Origin of the sequence: Vibrio sp. 11986-1-5, assembly GCF_963878025.1 — a bacterium.
In the GTDB taxonomy this organism is placed as follows: Bacteria; Pseudomonadota; Gammaproteobacteria; order Enterobacterales; family Vibrionaceae; genus Vibrio; species Vibrio injensis.
The window spans coordinates 188,404-202,396 of sequence record NZ_CAWNVW010000033.1 but is presented as its reverse complement, the minus strand read 5'-3'; the positions used below and the strand labels follow the sequence as shown (position 1 = coordinate 202,396).

The 13,993-nt window shown below is 43.0% G+C and carries 12 protein-coding genes; 6 read left to right on the top strand and 6 right to left on the bottom strand.

The genetic code is table 11. From position 1 onward, the window contains the following. Positions 1 to 17: 17 nt before the first annotated feature. On the bottom strand, positions 18 to 1,331 hold the full coding sequence (locus AACS00_RS08840; protein ID WP_072671009.1) for a peptidoglycan DD-metalloendopeptidase family protein: 1,314 nt from the start codon (positions 1,329 to 1,331) through the stop codon (positions 18 to 20). Positions 1,332 to 1,689: 358 nt separating this feature from the next. Continuing rightward, entirely contained in the window at positions 1,690 to 2,001 is a 312-nt protein-coding gene (locus AACS00_RS08835; protein WP_072671008.1) for an isoamylase early set domain-containing protein, read from the bottom strand. 201 nt (positions 2,002 to 2,202) lie between these two features. On the opposite strand from AACS00_RS08835, the gene AACS00_RS08830 reads away from it, so the two are divergent. Together AACS00_RS08830 and AACS00_RS08825 are read left to right on the top strand one after the other, a co-directional pair. Continuing rightward, positions 2,203 to 3,861 carry a SulP family inorganic anion transporter gene (locus AACS00_RS08830; RefSeq protein ID WP_110167144.1) on the top strand — a complete coding sequence of 553 codons (1,659 nt, stop codon included), beginning with the start codon at positions 2,203 to 2,205 and terminating at the stop codon, positions 3,859 to 3,861. A gap of 387 nt (positions 3,862 to 4,248) precedes the next feature. Continuing rightward, positions 4,249 to 5,628 (top strand): YjiH family protein, encoded by a 1,380-nt coding sequence (locus AACS00_RS08825; RefSeq protein ID WP_072671006.1) that lies wholly within the window; start codon positions 4,249 to 4,251, stop codon positions 5,626 to 5,628. A gap of 115 nt (positions 5,629 to 5,743) precedes the next feature. On the opposite strand, the gene AACS00_RS08820 is transcribed toward AACS00_RS08825, so the two are convergent. Then, positions 5,744 to 7,126 carry a DEAD/DEAH box helicase gene (locus tag AACS00_RS08820; protein WP_375152949.1) on the bottom strand — a complete coding sequence of 461 codons (1,383 nt, stop codon included), beginning with the start codon at positions 7,124 to 7,126 and terminating at the stop codon, positions 5,744 to 5,746. A gap of 552 nt (positions 7,127 to 7,678) precedes the next feature. Here AACS00_RS08820 and AACS00_RS08815 point away from each other — a divergent pair. Beyond that, complete coding sequence (locus AACS00_RS08815) at positions 7,679 to 7,927, top strand: Lpp/OprI family alanine-zipper lipoprotein (protein WP_072671005.1); 249 nt, start codon at positions 7,679 to 7,681, stop codon at positions 7,925 to 7,927. 119 nt (positions 7,928 to 8,046) lie between these two features. Here AACS00_RS08815 and AACS00_RS08810 read toward each other — a convergent pair whose 3' ends face one another. After that, complete coding sequence (locus AACS00_RS08810) at positions 8,047 to 8,952, bottom strand: LysR family transcriptional regulator (protein ID WP_110167143.1); 906 nt, start codon at positions 8,950 to 8,952, stop codon at positions 8,047 to 8,049. Positions 8,953 to 9,169: 217 nt separating this feature from the next. Here AACS00_RS08810 and AACS00_RS08805 point away from each other — a divergent pair, with 217 nt between their 5' ends. After that, the gene (locus AACS00_RS08805) at positions 9,170 to 9,529 is read left to right on the top strand and encodes a DUF413 domain-containing protein (protein WP_004396976.1); all 360 of its coding nucleotides are present in this window, start codon (positions 9,170 to 9,172) and stop codon (positions 9,527 to 9,529) included. Positions 9,530 to 9,797: 268 nt separating this feature from the next. On the opposite strand, the gene AACS00_RS08800 is transcribed toward AACS00_RS08805, so the two are convergent. Then, positions 9,798 to 10,049 (bottom strand): DUF3081 domain-containing protein, encoded by a 252-nt coding sequence (locus tag AACS00_RS08800; protein WP_072671221.1) that lies wholly within the window; start codon positions 10,047 to 10,049, stop codon positions 9,798 to 9,800. A gap of 407 nt (positions 10,050 to 10,456) precedes the next feature. Here AACS00_RS08800 and nagB point away from each other — a divergent pair, with 407 nt between their 5' ends. After that, the gene (gene nagB, locus AACS00_RS08795; protein ID WP_072671003.1) at positions 10,457 to 11,257 is read left to right on the top strand and encodes a glucosamine-6-phosphate deaminase; all 801 of its coding nucleotides are present in this window, start codon (positions 10,457 to 10,459) and stop codon (positions 11,255 to 11,257) included. Between the two features lie 38 nt (positions 11,258 to 11,295). Here the strand turns inward: nagB and AACS00_RS08790 are convergent, their stop codons facing one another. Beyond that, on the bottom strand, positions 11,296 to 13,035 hold the full coding sequence (locus AACS00_RS08790) for a SulP family inorganic anion transporter (protein WP_110167142.1): 1,740 nt from the start codon (positions 13,033 to 13,035) through the stop codon (positions 11,296 to 11,298). A gap of 296 nt (positions 13,036 to 13,331) precedes the next feature. Between AACS00_RS08790 and AACS00_RS08785 the strand changes: the two genes are divergently transcribed. Further along, the gene (locus AACS00_RS08785) at positions 13,332 to 13,982 is read left to right on the top strand and encodes an HAD family hydrolase (RefSeq protein ID WP_110167141.1); all 651 of its coding nucleotides are present in this window, start codon (positions 13,332 to 13,334) and stop codon (positions 13,980 to 13,982) included. Positions 13,983 to 13,993: the final 11 nt, after the last annotated feature.

The following is a 13,993-nucleotide window of genomic DNA, read 5'->3' as shown; positions in this document are numbered from 1 at the left end:
ATTGAATGGCCTAATCGTTAACTATCAGAATCCGATCCAGCCTTGCTTGCCGCGAGCATACTGTCTTGTTGGGCCAATAATCGGTCTAACTCATTACGACGGGCAATAAAGTTGGCCATATCCTGCTTAGGAACAGAATTCGCCATCGGAATATTAGCTGTCATTGGATCCACAGGGCGACCTCTAACGATCAATTCATAATGAATGTGTGGTCCGGTTACCCGTCCTGTTGCACCCGATAATCCAATACGTTGACCACGAGTAACCTTTTGCCCTTTTTTCACTAAAATCTTACTCAAATGCAAATAACGCGTCATGTAAGTACTACCATGCTGGATAGTAATATAATTACCTGCATAAGGATGATTACGCGTCATCACGACAACACCATCACCAGTGGCAACAACAGGGGTGCCAGTTGGCGCGGCAAAATCCGTACCATTGTGTGGCGCGATACGTCCCGTTACAGGGTGGCGACGATTAGGATCAAATCCAGAAGACATCCGCCATTGGCTGGTGGTGGGATAACGTTGAAAAGCTCGCTGCAAGCTTTGCCCATCTTTATCGTAATACTGACCATCTTTATAAAGATAGGCGGTAATCTCACTGCCACGATTGTAAAGTTTGATCGCTTGTATCTCTCGGTTCCCAGTCAATTTTTCACCGACAAACTGACGTGATAACACCACTTCAAAACGATCACCAGCGCGAAGATCGCGACCAAAATTTACTTTATCTTTAAGCAGTGACACGATCTGATCAATATCTGCACTCCCTAAACCAACTTGGTTCGCAGACTGAGAAAAACTGCCTTGTATTTCGCCAATCATGGCAAATTCTCGCCATTGACCAGGAATTTCAACCTCAGCAAAATCGTAATTACCATCATCGAGGCGTGTATAAACCGCACGTTTGACGACGTTAAATTCAAGTTCCATTTTGGCAAGATCTTGGCTACCTGGGGATTTCCAAAAGCGTAAAATATTACCCGGACGCAAAGTATCGAGAGCCAGATAGTTTAAATCTGTCTCCATAATTTTCATTAGATCTTGGTACCGGAATCCAAGCTGATTAAAAATAGTGCTTAAATTATCGCCGGATTTAATTTGGTATTCATAATCGGGATAAGCCACTTTGGCTTCACTCGCATCCGCAATAATCGTTTCTACAATGTGTGATTCGGGGACAGATAAAGTAACCTTTTTCGAATAGGTCGTAGAGTTGATTGAAGATGAAATAGCGGCCAACGCGAGCAGAGGTAAACCGATGACAGAGACTTTCTTACGTTTAGATAAAGCGGAGAAGCGCAAAAAAAGAGACTTGGATAGCACAATTTAACCCGTTGGTACTGTTAAAAGAGACAAAAGAGTAAGACTTTCTCGCCAAAAAGTCACCTTTTGTATGGTAAATAATCAGTAAAAGTGTGCTTATTTATGAAAAGTTATTGATTAAAGTTGAATTAATCGACTGACAAAAAGCGAATTCTAGGGAACAGACGTCTCTAGGCCATAATAAAAAAGTTTGGTTTATCGCTACTCTTTATCGATGATAAGTTCGCTGTTGCGCCAAGCTATGCATCTAGTGGATACAACGCTTAATGCAACAACGACTTTATGACATCATCGAATTCTCAGGATCGGTGTTGGCACTAACTAAACAACCGCCGGCAGCGAAAAGCATCTATCTGAATTAATGAGTGGCTGGTTCATAAGTGCGTACAAGACAGTTATCCTCGCCAAATTCATTGGCAACATAATGATCCGCTTGTGCATCATTGAGCCATTGCTGCTCATTCAGTCGGTAACGAAATTGGAATTCTGCATCCTTAGGCAAACGAGCTTTAAACTTATATACATTTGATTTTGCACTTTTTTTCATGGCTTGAGGTTGCCAATCTAAAAAATCAGCGACAATATCTACGCGCTCAGCATCTTGAGGGGCCTCAAGTTCAAAAGTAACTTCCACTTCATTCTTAGTTTTAAAAAAACGTTTATTGATCATGACAAACTCCATTTCTATTTTGTATCAATTTTGAACAACTGGAGAGATTATAAGCGCGCTTGCATACATGCTCAACCACTATCCCCAAACAACGTGAACCATTAACACCGAGTCGGCCAGCCTCAACCTTTACAGACAGGTAAATGAGCGTAGAATCCTCCGCGTCTCTATTTCTCCCTTCTTTTTCTGAGGTGATGATCCATGTTTGCCATTTATGATTCTTACAAAGCTGGGTTACTCAAACCCAATCAGTGGATAAAAAACATCAGTGCTGGTGTGATTGTCGGTGTGGTCGCCCTGCCTTTAGCTATGGCATTTGCTATTGCTTCAGGCGTCAAACCTGAACAAGGCATTTATACAGCGATCATTGCTGGATTAATAGTCTCTTTGTTTGGAGGATCCCGAGTACAAATCGCCGGCCCAACAGGCGCATTCATTGTTATTTTAGCCAGCATCGTGGCTCAATATGGTATTACTGGGCTGCAAATCGCGACCATGATGGCTGGTGTGATATTACTCGTCCTTGGTCTTGCTAAACTGGGGAGTATTATTCGCTACATCCCTCATCCGGTTATCGTTGGCTTTACCAGTGGTATTGGGGTAATCATTTGGATTGGACAATGGCAAGAATTTTTTGGTTTACCGACGATTACGGGCGAGCACTTTCACCAAAAACTTATCGCCATTTTCTATGCTTTACCGAGCCTAGATTTTACGACCACCCTACTGGCACTCTTTTCACTTGCGCTGGTTATCTGGGGACCAAAACTTCCGAAGTTAAGTAAAGTTCCGGGGCCATTATTGGCTTTGGTTGTCGTCACTGTCTTTCAATATACAATTGGTTTTGATGGCGTTCGCACCATTGGTTCTGCTTTTGGCGGTATTCCGCAAGGTCTACCGGAGTTTTCAATACCCAGCATCACTTTTAGCCAAATGTTATCACTGATTGGCCCAGCTTTTGCTATCGCCATGCTTGGGGCCATTGAATCGCTACTCTCTGCCGTGGTCGCCGATGGAATGACAGGCACTAAACATGACTCTAACCAAGAGTTAGTGGGTCAAGGCATGGCAAATATTGTCGCTCCGCTCTTTGGAGGTATTGCGGCAACAGGCGCTATCGCTCGTACCGCTACCAATGTGCGTAATGGTGGTAATAGCCCGTTATCTGGCATCATTCACGCTCTGACTCTCGTTGTCATTCTATTAGTCTTAGCGCCACTAGCAGTCAATATTCCTTTAGCAACGTTGAGTGCTATTTTATTTGTCGTGGCTTGGAACATGAGCGAAGCGCCACACTTCATTAAATTAATTAAACGAGCTCCAAAGGCAGATGTGGCCATTTTGCTGATCACTTTTACACTGACCGTATTCGCAGACTTAGTGGTGGCGGTTAATATCGGGGTGATTATCGCGACCTTACATTTTGTCAAACGCATGGCCTCCAGTGTCGAAGTGAAAGCAAGTACAAGCCCAGATTTAACTCAAGAACTTGCAAAGCATGGATTATCTCAATTACCACGTGATATTGCGGTGTATGCTCTAGAAGGCCCTTTTTTCTTTGCTGCCGCAGAAAACTTCGAACATGTGATGAGTAATATCCAAGAAACACCACGCATTTTAATCATTCGCTTAAAATGGGTGCCTTTTATGGATATCACTGCGTTGCAAACGCTGGAAGCGATGATCAAGCGCTTCCATAAAAAACAGGTTCAAGTACTGATTTCCGGAGCAAACTCTCGCGTGACACTAAAATTGCATCGTTCAGGCATAACAGAGCTAATTGGTGAGCAGAATCTTTATGCTACATTTTCCGACGCATTAAAAGATAGTTTAGCAAAACAAACCCCAACCAATGATTAATTAAATCGCACTCCACATTATCTTGATTTTAAAAAACCTAACGACCGAGACCCTTATTTCTTTTTATTATTCAATACATTATTGATGAAACTTCAAGAATAAGGGTTTTCTTTTCTCTCATCGAACACGACAAAACAGTGTTGCAAATCACAAAAATAGCACAGCCAACTTAAACAATAATTTAACCAATGCAACAATAACAAAACAATTCACTGTTCTCTGTTTTTTCAACAGCGCAAACGATTGAATAACTAACCCCATTTATTGAATAGTATTGCAAGCAAGGTGGAAAATAGTTATTCTGCGCACATTGATTAAATAGGGATGTTTAGTGAATTAATATGCCAAGGAATGGCCTTAATTAAACAGCAGTAAACAGGAAAAGCAATGCAAGATAACTCTCAAACTTTACCAACGCAGGAGAAGAATATCCCTGCTGCCAGTCTGTGGATGTTCCTCATCCCATCATTAATTGGTGTGTTCCTGTTTATGGCACCCGTTTACTACAATGGTGGTTTGACGATCCCGGTTGCCGTATTAGCGAAATCAATACAAGCGCTATTCGGTGATTACTTAGTGAACATCATTACGGTCATTGTCACTTTTATGTCCGTTGCTTCGGTTGCCACCAAGCTCTTTAAACCCCGAGTGATTGTTAACTCCCCTTTCCTCAACAATTTATTCAATCCTAGTTGGGTTTGGCTCACCGTTCGTGTGATTGGTGGGGCTGCAATATTAATGACCTTTTTTAAAGTCGGTCCAGAGCTGATTTGGGAAGAGAACACGGGTGGATTAGTCTTAGAAGGCTTACTGCCGACTTTATTTTCAGTATTCATTTTTGCCGGTTTACTCCTTCCCTTGTTATTAAACTTTGGTTTATTGGAACTGATGGGAAGTCTACTCAGCCGTGTCATGCGCCCTTTGTTTAACCTACCTGGACGCAGTGCGATTGACTGTACCGCTTCTTGGCTTGGTGATGGCAGTGTCGGTATCTTGCTGACCAGCAAACAGTATGAAGATAAATTCTACACTCAACGTGAAGCTGCTGTAGTTGGCACAACCTTCTCTGCTGTTTCTATTACCTTTAGTTTGGTGGTACTAGCACAAGTACAGTTAGAACATCTGTTTTTACCTTTCTATGGCGCTATCTGTTTGGCTGGTTTTGTTGCCGCGGTGATTATTCCTCGTCTACCACCACTCAGTTTGAAGAAAGATGAGTTCATTGATGGTACTAAACCACATAAAGATGCCGATGCTATCCCACAAGAACACAGTGCATTCTCTTGGGGAATGTCACTCGCACTAGAAAAAGCCGCACAAGTAAAATCGGTAAAGTCGGTCTTTGGTGAAGGTGTTCGTAATGCCGTAGATATGGTATTTGGCGTCTTACCGGTCGTGATGGGGTTGGGTACGGTCGCTTTGATCATCGCAGAATACACATCTGTTTTTGCGATCCTTGGCCAGCCTTTCGTACCTTATTTGGAATTGTTAGGTGTACCAGAGGCGGTGCAAGCCTCACAAACGATTGTGGTTGGCTTCGCGGATATGTTTATCCCTGCAATTTTAGCAGCGTCAATCGATAACGAAATGACTCGTTTTGTGATTGCGGCGATGTCAGTAACTCAGCTTATCTATATGTCTGAAGTCGGTGCATTACTGCTGGGTAGCCGAATTCCTGTCAATATTCTTGAGTTGTTTGTGATCTTTATTCTCCGTACTCTGATCACACTACCAGTTATCGTCGGTGTAGCACACTTAATATTCTAAGCTCACAAGGCTTGATTAAAAAAAGCGCCACTCAGTAATGAGGGCGCTTTTTGTTTTGGCTCTTGCTAACTAAGACCGCTTTGACTGCTTGAACAATATAATAAAGTGAGTAGCGTTATTCGTCATCAGGCTTAGGCGCTGTTTTCTTTTTCGGAATAAAGACCGAATCACCCACCGCAACATTCTGATAAAAACTTTTATCGCGTTTCACGGGTTTTTGAGGCAATTTTTTAGCCTGTTTTTTAACTTTACCGGTTGCAACCGTAGTTTTATTCAGCGGCTGACGAGGGCGTAAACCAGTAAACTTACCTTGCAAACCTTCCAATACTTCAAACTGAATGTCTTGCTGTAAAAATGCTTCCACTCGTTTAAAGCTGTCCCAATCTTTAGGGCCAACCAAAGAAATTGCATCACCTTGATTACCAGCACGACCAGTACGACCTACGCGGTGTACATACTCTTCCGTATGCTTTGGCATATCAAAGTTAATCACATGTGTAACATTCGCAATGTCTAATCCTCGAGAAGCAATATCGGTCGTGACTAAGATCTTAAATACTGCGCGTTCAAATTGACTCATGATCGTATTACGTTGAGCCTGATTGAGGCTACCACTGAGCGCAACAACTTTTAAATTTTGCTCATTCAGTTTATTCGTTAAGCGTTCAGTATCTGCACGGGTTGCCGTGAAAATGATCACTTGTCGATACTCCGCATCTTTTAAAATGCGATCCAATAACGCTTCTTTATGATCCAAGTGATCACACAAATAAAAACGTTGGCGAATGTCTTTATGCTGCTCATTGGATAAACCAATCGCAATCCGTTTAGGATCATTCAACATCTCATGCGCAATAGTGTTCATTTCCGCATGATCTAGCGTGGCAGAAAACATTAACGTTTGGCGACGACGATGTTTAGCAGCATTATGAATATGTCGTAACTGTGGTGCAAAACCAAGATCCAACATCCGATCAGCCTCATCCAAAATCAGCGTATCCAATCCTTGTAAAAAGAGAGAACGATGCTCAAGGTGATCCGCTAAACGCCCGGGGGTCGCAACAATAAATTTGGGGCCTCGACGCAAGGCATTCACTTGGTCATTGAAGTTCTCACCTCCAGTGATCAAGGTTGCCGTGTAACTTAATCCCGCTAATGCGGAACGCAACTCACTATAAACTTGTTTTGCTAACTCACGCGTAGGGACCAAAATAACGCCACGAGGGTCACGTGCAGATAACGCTTTGGTTTTTAGCGCTTTATGCAGCATTGGAAGCAAGAAGGCTAACGTTTTCCCCGAACCCGTTTTCGACGAAGCCAATAGATCTTTACCTGCCATTGCAACAGGAATAGCTTGTCGCTGGATATCGGTCGCTTGCTTAAAGTCATAATGTGCTAATGTTTTTAATAAGCGATTGTCTAGGCCTAATTCTTTAAACTGCAAAGGATTCTCCAATAAAAATGATGCCGCCTGAAAAGTAGGCAGCCAACAAAACATCAAACGTAGTATACCAAATCACTTGTAACGACGGTTAACGAAATGACGCTTCCTTCAATCCGCCTAGATCTAGGCTCTGTGATAAAGTAAATGCGGCTTTCAACCTCTGATGACAGTGTCAAGTAGAGACTCGGTATTAAGCCCCATAATAACTTGAATATGCCCGCTATAGATAGCAATCGCATAAAATATTCTGTGTTTTAGGCCATCTAAAAACCATAAAACATTGAGGCAAAGCCCAAACAATTGATTAAGGTATAAAATTTTGGGTTATTTTGACTTTTAATCTATAGTCGTGAATGAAAATAGTGTCTACACTTTAACTCGCTACTATATGGTATACACCTAGGCGATTGGTCAATGCCTATCCGGATAACCTGAAGCAAGCTGGTAGACGGAAAGATAAGTTCCATCCCATGAGCATACGTTGTGCAACTGGTTTCAATTTGTCTTGCCAACACCATGCTAGCCTCAAAGCAGGATAGGATCGCCAGGGTCAAGTGAACAATAATGTATAGGGCGTATTTGATAAATATCAACAAGGAGTTCAATATGAACAAAATGTTACTTGCAGCTGCAGCGTCTTCTGTACTTCTTCTAGCTGGTTGTGCATCAGGTCCTGACGAAGCAACGACAACCAAGATCGATCAGTTAAACAACCAAGTCAGCCAACTCAATAGCCAAATTGCAGCACTGAAAAGTGAAAATGCATCGCTAACTGATGCGGCTCTCGCTGCACAAGAAGAGGCAGCACGCGCAAACGAGCGTATCGATAATATTGCTCAGTCTTACACTAAGTAAATCGTTCGATTCAGTAAAAAGGGTAAGTTCAGCTTACCCTTTTTACTTTTCTTCACCGCGAACCATCACTAACGGCTCTGAATGTTGTGCCGTCACTCTCTAGGCTCGTTGACCTTCGGCTAATCACTATCCGTTTTGGTTTCGTTTAATTCAGCCGCTTTTTGCAAACTGTACGCCGTCAACGGATCGATGTTTTGCACCAATTGCTCAACCTGTAGAATTGCCTCGATCGATGAACTATTTTTTCGGTAACTCAGATAGATAGGCCAATACCAATCGGCAACGGCTGCCACACGATATAATTGTCCTGACTGGATGAAAGGCGCAACTACCGATGCTGGTAAGTAAGCGCTTCCCCCTTTCTCTAAAATAAAATCTAAAGCAATACGCGCCGTTGAGGTACGTAGGAAGGGCGCAGGAGCACGAGGATGTCTGTCGGCATGCTCTGAGGCAAAACGCATTCCCCAGTCAACGTAAACATAGCGATTCTCAAAAACACTGTCTGCGGTATCTGGTCGAGTTGACACCAAGACTAAGACTAAGTCCGCAACCTTTTTACATTGCAGCTCATCCGCTTTAATTTGATCAAAGGCAAACGCCATATCTAGGGTACGTTCAAGTAACTGACGGTTCAGCTGCTCTCTCCCCATCACTTCAGCTTTAAAACCATAGCCACTAAACGCATCGGTAACCGCGCTTAGGCAGTTTTGCAGATACGCATCCCATATGTTAGGTGTCCCACCTAATGTTAACTGTAGCGCCTTACCGCTCTCTAAAGAGAGCTCAAGTTTAGCTTGCTGTAATGTCGCAACCATGACTTCAGCATAACCGACCAATCGCTCGCCAGCGGATGTCAGTTTAATGTTGTTTCGATCTCGGCTAAAAAGTTGCGCATCAAAATAATTTTCTAACTGTTTGATTCGAGCGCTAACAGCGGCTTGAGTCAAATAAAGATTCTCCGCTGCCCGTCCAAAATGACGGACTTTAGCCAGTTCAAGAAAAGTACGAAAGACTTTTACATCCATTATTGAATCCTCTGCAATGACCAGTGAAGATTAACAAGGAACGACAATTATGACGATAAAAAATTTTTGTTTTTCTTTTCCAGAGTTTGCGCCTAACTTTCGCCGTAATCCACAGCTAAGTAGTGGTGTACCTAAATGGCCTCAGAGATACGCCGTATCACTGGAAAATAGAGCCGAAAATACCTTTAAGTACTCCGCGTATTCACACGAGGTTGATATGTCTGAAACAGTCTTTCGTCACGGTAAAAAACGTTTTTACGATACCAAAAAATTTCCCCGCGGTTTTGCCAAGTCTGGTGACTTCACTTTAGGTGAAGAAGAACTGCTGATCCTTTACGGAGATACGATGCTCGGCCTTGAATCCGGTGAGCTAGTCCCAGAAAACGCTGAAGAACAACATTTTGTTGAAGTACTAGCCAATCCAGAACTAGCGAGCAGTAAGATCGAGCGAGTTTGGATGAAGTATGTCCGTCTATCACGTGGTCGTAAACGCTTCCATACCCTAAATGGACGTAATAAGCCCGATGCGTCGGATGATTATACTGATGATGAACCAAGCTTAGTTGAAGAAGATTAATCATTACCGATGCTCGGTGATGCCAAGTCGGGAATTAAATTAAGCCTGTAGTGCGTGTTAAGTCACAGCTCTACGGTCTATGCCTTGCGCTTGATAACTTAAACGCTACATTAGCGGTTGGTTTTTTAATCCAATGAATCTTTCTCCCAAAGCCCCTAGCCTACTTCTGCTTGGGGCTTTGTTTTATAAACGGTTACATATCACCAAGACGAAAATCAGCTGGCTGTATCATCTTATGATGGCATCCGGTGGCTTGAGAAAAGAGCGCTTATTTAGTCAATAGCGCAATTTTTTTCAGAAAACTATCGCGTAGATGCTCTTGGTCATACTCCAAATGATACGTGTTATGGAAACCGACTTTAAGCTCAACACCATTGCCTCGTAGATACACTGTGTATCCATCGTAGTCAGAAAATGCCTCTATGCCTTCATAAATTTTACCAAACTCTGTCGGTGTCCCGTATTCCATCACTTTTTCGTAAGCATGCAGTATTTTGCTTGATTCAAGTTCATTTTTCATCGCGGTAACTCCCTTGAGTACTGTTTTCTTTAGTATGGATAACCGAACAACTTCTTGCCACTCGTTCACTCTAAATATCGACACTACCGCTCCGCCTAGCGTAATAGCTAAAATGAAAAGACTTAATTTACCCTGTAAATTTTTTCTGTTAGACATGGTCTGAAATCAACCAAAACCGTTGATATCAATTGATAGCAAAGGCATGTATTGGCTGACAAACGGCAATCTCTCCCCCTAAAACAAAAAACTTTGACCCAAAGCATAGCCGTAACCAATAACTTATTTTATAATGAAAATTAATGTGATTAACACCGTATCCAGAGCACTGAGAGAAATGGGTGGGCCAGACTTCACACCATAACTACTCCAAGTCGCAGGGGATCAATGACTATAATTAGGGGTAACCAATGAGATTAATTCCATTACAACAAGCGGCACAGGTTGGTAAATGGGCTGCGGCACATATCGCAAAACGTATCAATGCATTCCAACCTACGGCAGATCGCCCTTTTGTGCTTGGACTACCAACGGGAGGCACACCTCTAGCCACTTACAAAGCATTAATTGAATTGTACCAAGCAGGTGAAGTCAGCTTTAAACATGTCGTGACATTTAATATGGACGAGTACATTGGTATTGCTGAAGACCATCCTGAGTCATACCACTCTTTTATGTACAATAATTTCTTTAATCATATTGATATTCAGCCACAGAATATTAACTTGTTAAACGGTAACACTGACGACCATGAGCTGGAATGCAAACGCTACGAAGATAAAATTAAATCTTACGGCAAAATTAATCTGTTTATGGGTGGTGTCGGTAATGATGGGCATATTGCTTTTAACGAACCCGCGTCGTCACTCTCTTCACGTACCCGGATAAAAACGCTGACTGAAGATACTCGTATTGCTAACTCACGCTTCTTTGATGGTGATATCTCACAAGTACCTAAATATGCACTAACGATTGGTGTCGGTACCTTGTTAGATGCAGAAGAAGTGATGATCCTCGTCACCGGACATAATAAAGCACTCGCCTTACAAGCCGCCGTTGAGGGTTGTGTGAATCATATGTGGACCGTATCAGCGCTACAATTACATCCTAAAGCTGTGATTGTCTGCGACGCTCCAGCAACTCAAGAGCTTAAAGTCAAAACGGTCAAATACTTTACTGAGCTAGAAGCTGAAAACATTAAAGGCTTCTAAGCAAAAATTTAGGCCCGCATAATCGCGGGCCTAATTATTTAAGCAACCTCAGGAATAGGCTTAGGTGGATCGTCTGGATTAGGTTCCTTTTGCACAGTCGGAATTTGACCTTCTTCAACGGCATGTTGATAACAACCCGTCAACTTAATCGCCAAGTACATATCCGCACGCAACACCAGTCCGCCATCCCCAACCGGTACGCCCGCTACTTCACACCATTGGCGTAAACTGCGCTTGCGTCCGGCAAGAATTAAACGAATACCACGTTTTTTAAGTAACGTCTGCGTTTCAGCCAATACCGCCATGACACTTAAATCCAAATGAGTAAAACTTGCTACAGCATCAATCACGACACAGCTCAACTGATCTGGGCTTTGGTCGATCTTTTCTAATAATCGTGCCTTGAAATAGGGTGCATTAAAATAAGTTAATGGTGAATTAAAACGATACAGTAATAGGCCAGGAATCGCAGCTGCTTTGCTAGATTCATCCATGGTACGGATCGTGCCATCTTCATCCAAACCTAAGCATTGATCGCTCGGACGCATCACCACACGTAAAAATTGGAACAATCCTAACAAGACAGCAAGCGTGATGCCTGGTATTACCCCGACAACCAGCACCGCAATCAAAGTTATCGAAGAGAGGTAAAAAGCATCCCGATTGCGCTTTTTAAGCCCCCAAACTCCTTTGAGATCAAGCAACGACATCGAAGCAATAATCAAGACGACTCCTAATGCCGCACTCGGAATGTACTGTAATGGCTGATAAAGAAAAATCGCTACAAAACCAATCACTACTGCTGCAATGATTGAAACCAGTTGCGATTTACCGCCATTGGCATCATTGACAGCAGTACGTGAGTCCGCGCCACTTATCGCAAAACCTTGCGAAAAAGCTGACGCTAAATTCGCTAAACCCAGAGCTCGAAACTCTTTATCTGGATTAATATCATAGCCATTTTTAGCCGCAAAACTTCGTGCGGTCAGCATCATGCTGACAAAGCTCACCACCGCTAAATTGAGAGCAGGCACGACCAGTTCCCGAGTGATACCAATATTAAATGCTGGCGCTTGAAAGATAGGTAAACCACCTTCGATAACCCCAACCACACTCACCCCATAACGATCGAGTTTGGTTAACCAGACTAAAATGGCAGCAACAACAATCGCTAACATTGCCGCAGGCCATGCGGGCCGAAAACGTTTCGATAACCAGTAAATCAGTAAAGTCATAATACTGACGAGCACCGTCTGCCAATGTAAATCTAATAGACGGTGAGGCGCTTCGATGATTCTCTCTAAAAAATAACGCTGCTCATATTTAATGCCAAAGACTTTACCTAACTGACCAACGATAATGGTTAAAGCGACCCCGTTGAGTAGCCCAAGTAAGATAGGGCGAGATAAGAAATCAGCAAAAAGGCCTAAACGAAAGCGGCTAGCAATTAAACACCAAAACCCCGTCATCGCTGTCATAGTGATGACTAATTGCCAATGCTTAGTCGGATCTCCAGCTGCCAGAGGCGTCACCACAGCAGCAACCACGGCACACGTCGCTGCATCCGGGCCAACAATCAATTGTCGTGATGTTCCAAATAGCGCATAAACGATCATCGGTAGAACACAAGAATAAAGACCAACAATCGCTGAGACTCCGGTTAATTGGGCGTAAGCAATCGCGACAGGCAGTGCGACCGCCACCACTGAAAAAGCGGCACGAACATCATCCAACAACCACACTTTTTCATACTGCTTAAGCTGATATAGCCCAGGCATCCACTGCTTGATTGATATTGACTTCAATGTTGTTTACCCTACCAAAGATTGCCAAATAATAACTCAAAGCTGTTGTTTAACTTAGAGCGACCGACGACGATACAGAAAGATGGATCATCCTCTATCATAACTCAAGTGTCATCAACTATCTCGGCTAATCAGATGATTTATATAACCAAAAATAACAGAGATAGACCTGAGTTTGCTCCTAGCGTAATGTCTGGTAGTAAGGCTATATCGACGTTGGCTATCACATAAAATAATGATCATTCCTTCACTCTGCCCAAAGGTTTTTTATGAATTATAACGCTGCTATTTTTGATATGGATGGCCTACTGCTTGATACTGAAAGCGTGTGCTTAAGAGTATTTGAACAAGCATGCCAGACGGTAGGTATTCCTTTTCTACGTGAGGTTTACCTATCCGTGATTGGCTGTAACGCCGCAGGAATCGAGCAAGGTTTAAAAGCTGGTTATGGTCCTGAGCTTGATTATCCAAGTTTGCACAAAGAATGGCGCAAAGGCTACGACGCGGTCGTTAAACATCAACCCATTCCAGTCAAAGAAGGCGTCATTGAGTTGCTGGAGTGGCTGAAACAACACAATATTCCTACCGCTGTCGCCACGTCAACGCAAAAAGAAGTCGCTACCATTAAATTACGCTTAGCCAAACTTGATCACTATTTTGATTGCCTAACCACTGGTTGTGAAGTTGTTAATGGTAAACCCGATCCTGAGATCTACCTTTTAGCGGCTCAGCGGCTGGCGGTCGATCCACGACAATGCTTAGCCTTTGAAGATTCAAATAATGGTGTACGCTCAGCGATGGCCGCCAAAATGCATACGTTTCAAATTCCAGACCTCGTCGAACCTAATGACAGTATCAGAGCACTGGGCCACCATATTCGACCATCATTACGACACGTACTCAACGAGTTACAGGTATAACCTAAGCAAAC

Bases quoted from the DNA above. Each gene is read 5' to 3' on its own strand.
- AACS00_RS08835 (WP_072671008.1), bottom strand. From the start codon at position 2,001: ATGATCAATAAACGTTTTTTTAAAACTAAGAATGAAGTGGAAGTTACT.
- AACS00_RS08805 (WP_004396976.1), top strand. From the start codon at position 9,170: ATGTCTGAAACAGTCTTTCGTCACGGTAAAAAACGTTTTTACGATACC.
- AACS00_RS08785 (WP_110167141.1), top strand. From the start codon at position 13,332: ATGAATTATAACGCTGCTATTTTTGATATGGATGGCCTACTGCTTGAT.
- nagB (WP_072671003.1), top strand. From the start codon at position 10,457: ATGAGATTAATTCCATTACAACAAGCGGCACAGGTTGGTAAATGGGCT.
- AACS00_RS08815 (WP_072671005.1), top strand. From the start codon at position 7,679: ATGAACAAAATGTTACTTGCAGCTGCAGCGTCTTCTGTACTTCTTCTA.
- AACS00_RS08810 (WP_110167143.1), bottom strand. From the start codon at position 8,952: ATGGATGTAAAAGTCTTTCGTACTTTTCTTGAACTGGCTAAAGTCCGT.
- AACS00_RS08790 (WP_110167142.1), bottom strand. From the start codon at position 13,035: ATGCCTGGGCTATATCAGCTTAAGCAGTATGAAAAAGTGTGGTTGTTG.
- AACS00_RS08825 (WP_072671006.1), top strand. From the start codon at position 4,249: ATGCAAGATAACTCTCAAACTTTACCAACGCAGGAGAAGAATATCCCT.
- AACS00_RS08830 (WP_110167144.1), top strand. From the start codon at position 2,203: ATGTTTGCCATTTATGATTCTTACAAAGCTGGGTTACTCAAACCCAAT.
- AACS00_RS08800 (WP_072671221.1), bottom strand. From the start codon at position 10,049: ATGAAAAATGAACTTGAATCAAGCAAAATACTGCATGCTTACGAAAAA.
- AACS00_RS08820 (WP_375152949.1), bottom strand. From the start codon at position 7,126: ATGTTTTGTTGGCTGCCTACTTTTCAGGCGGCATCATTTTTATTGGAG.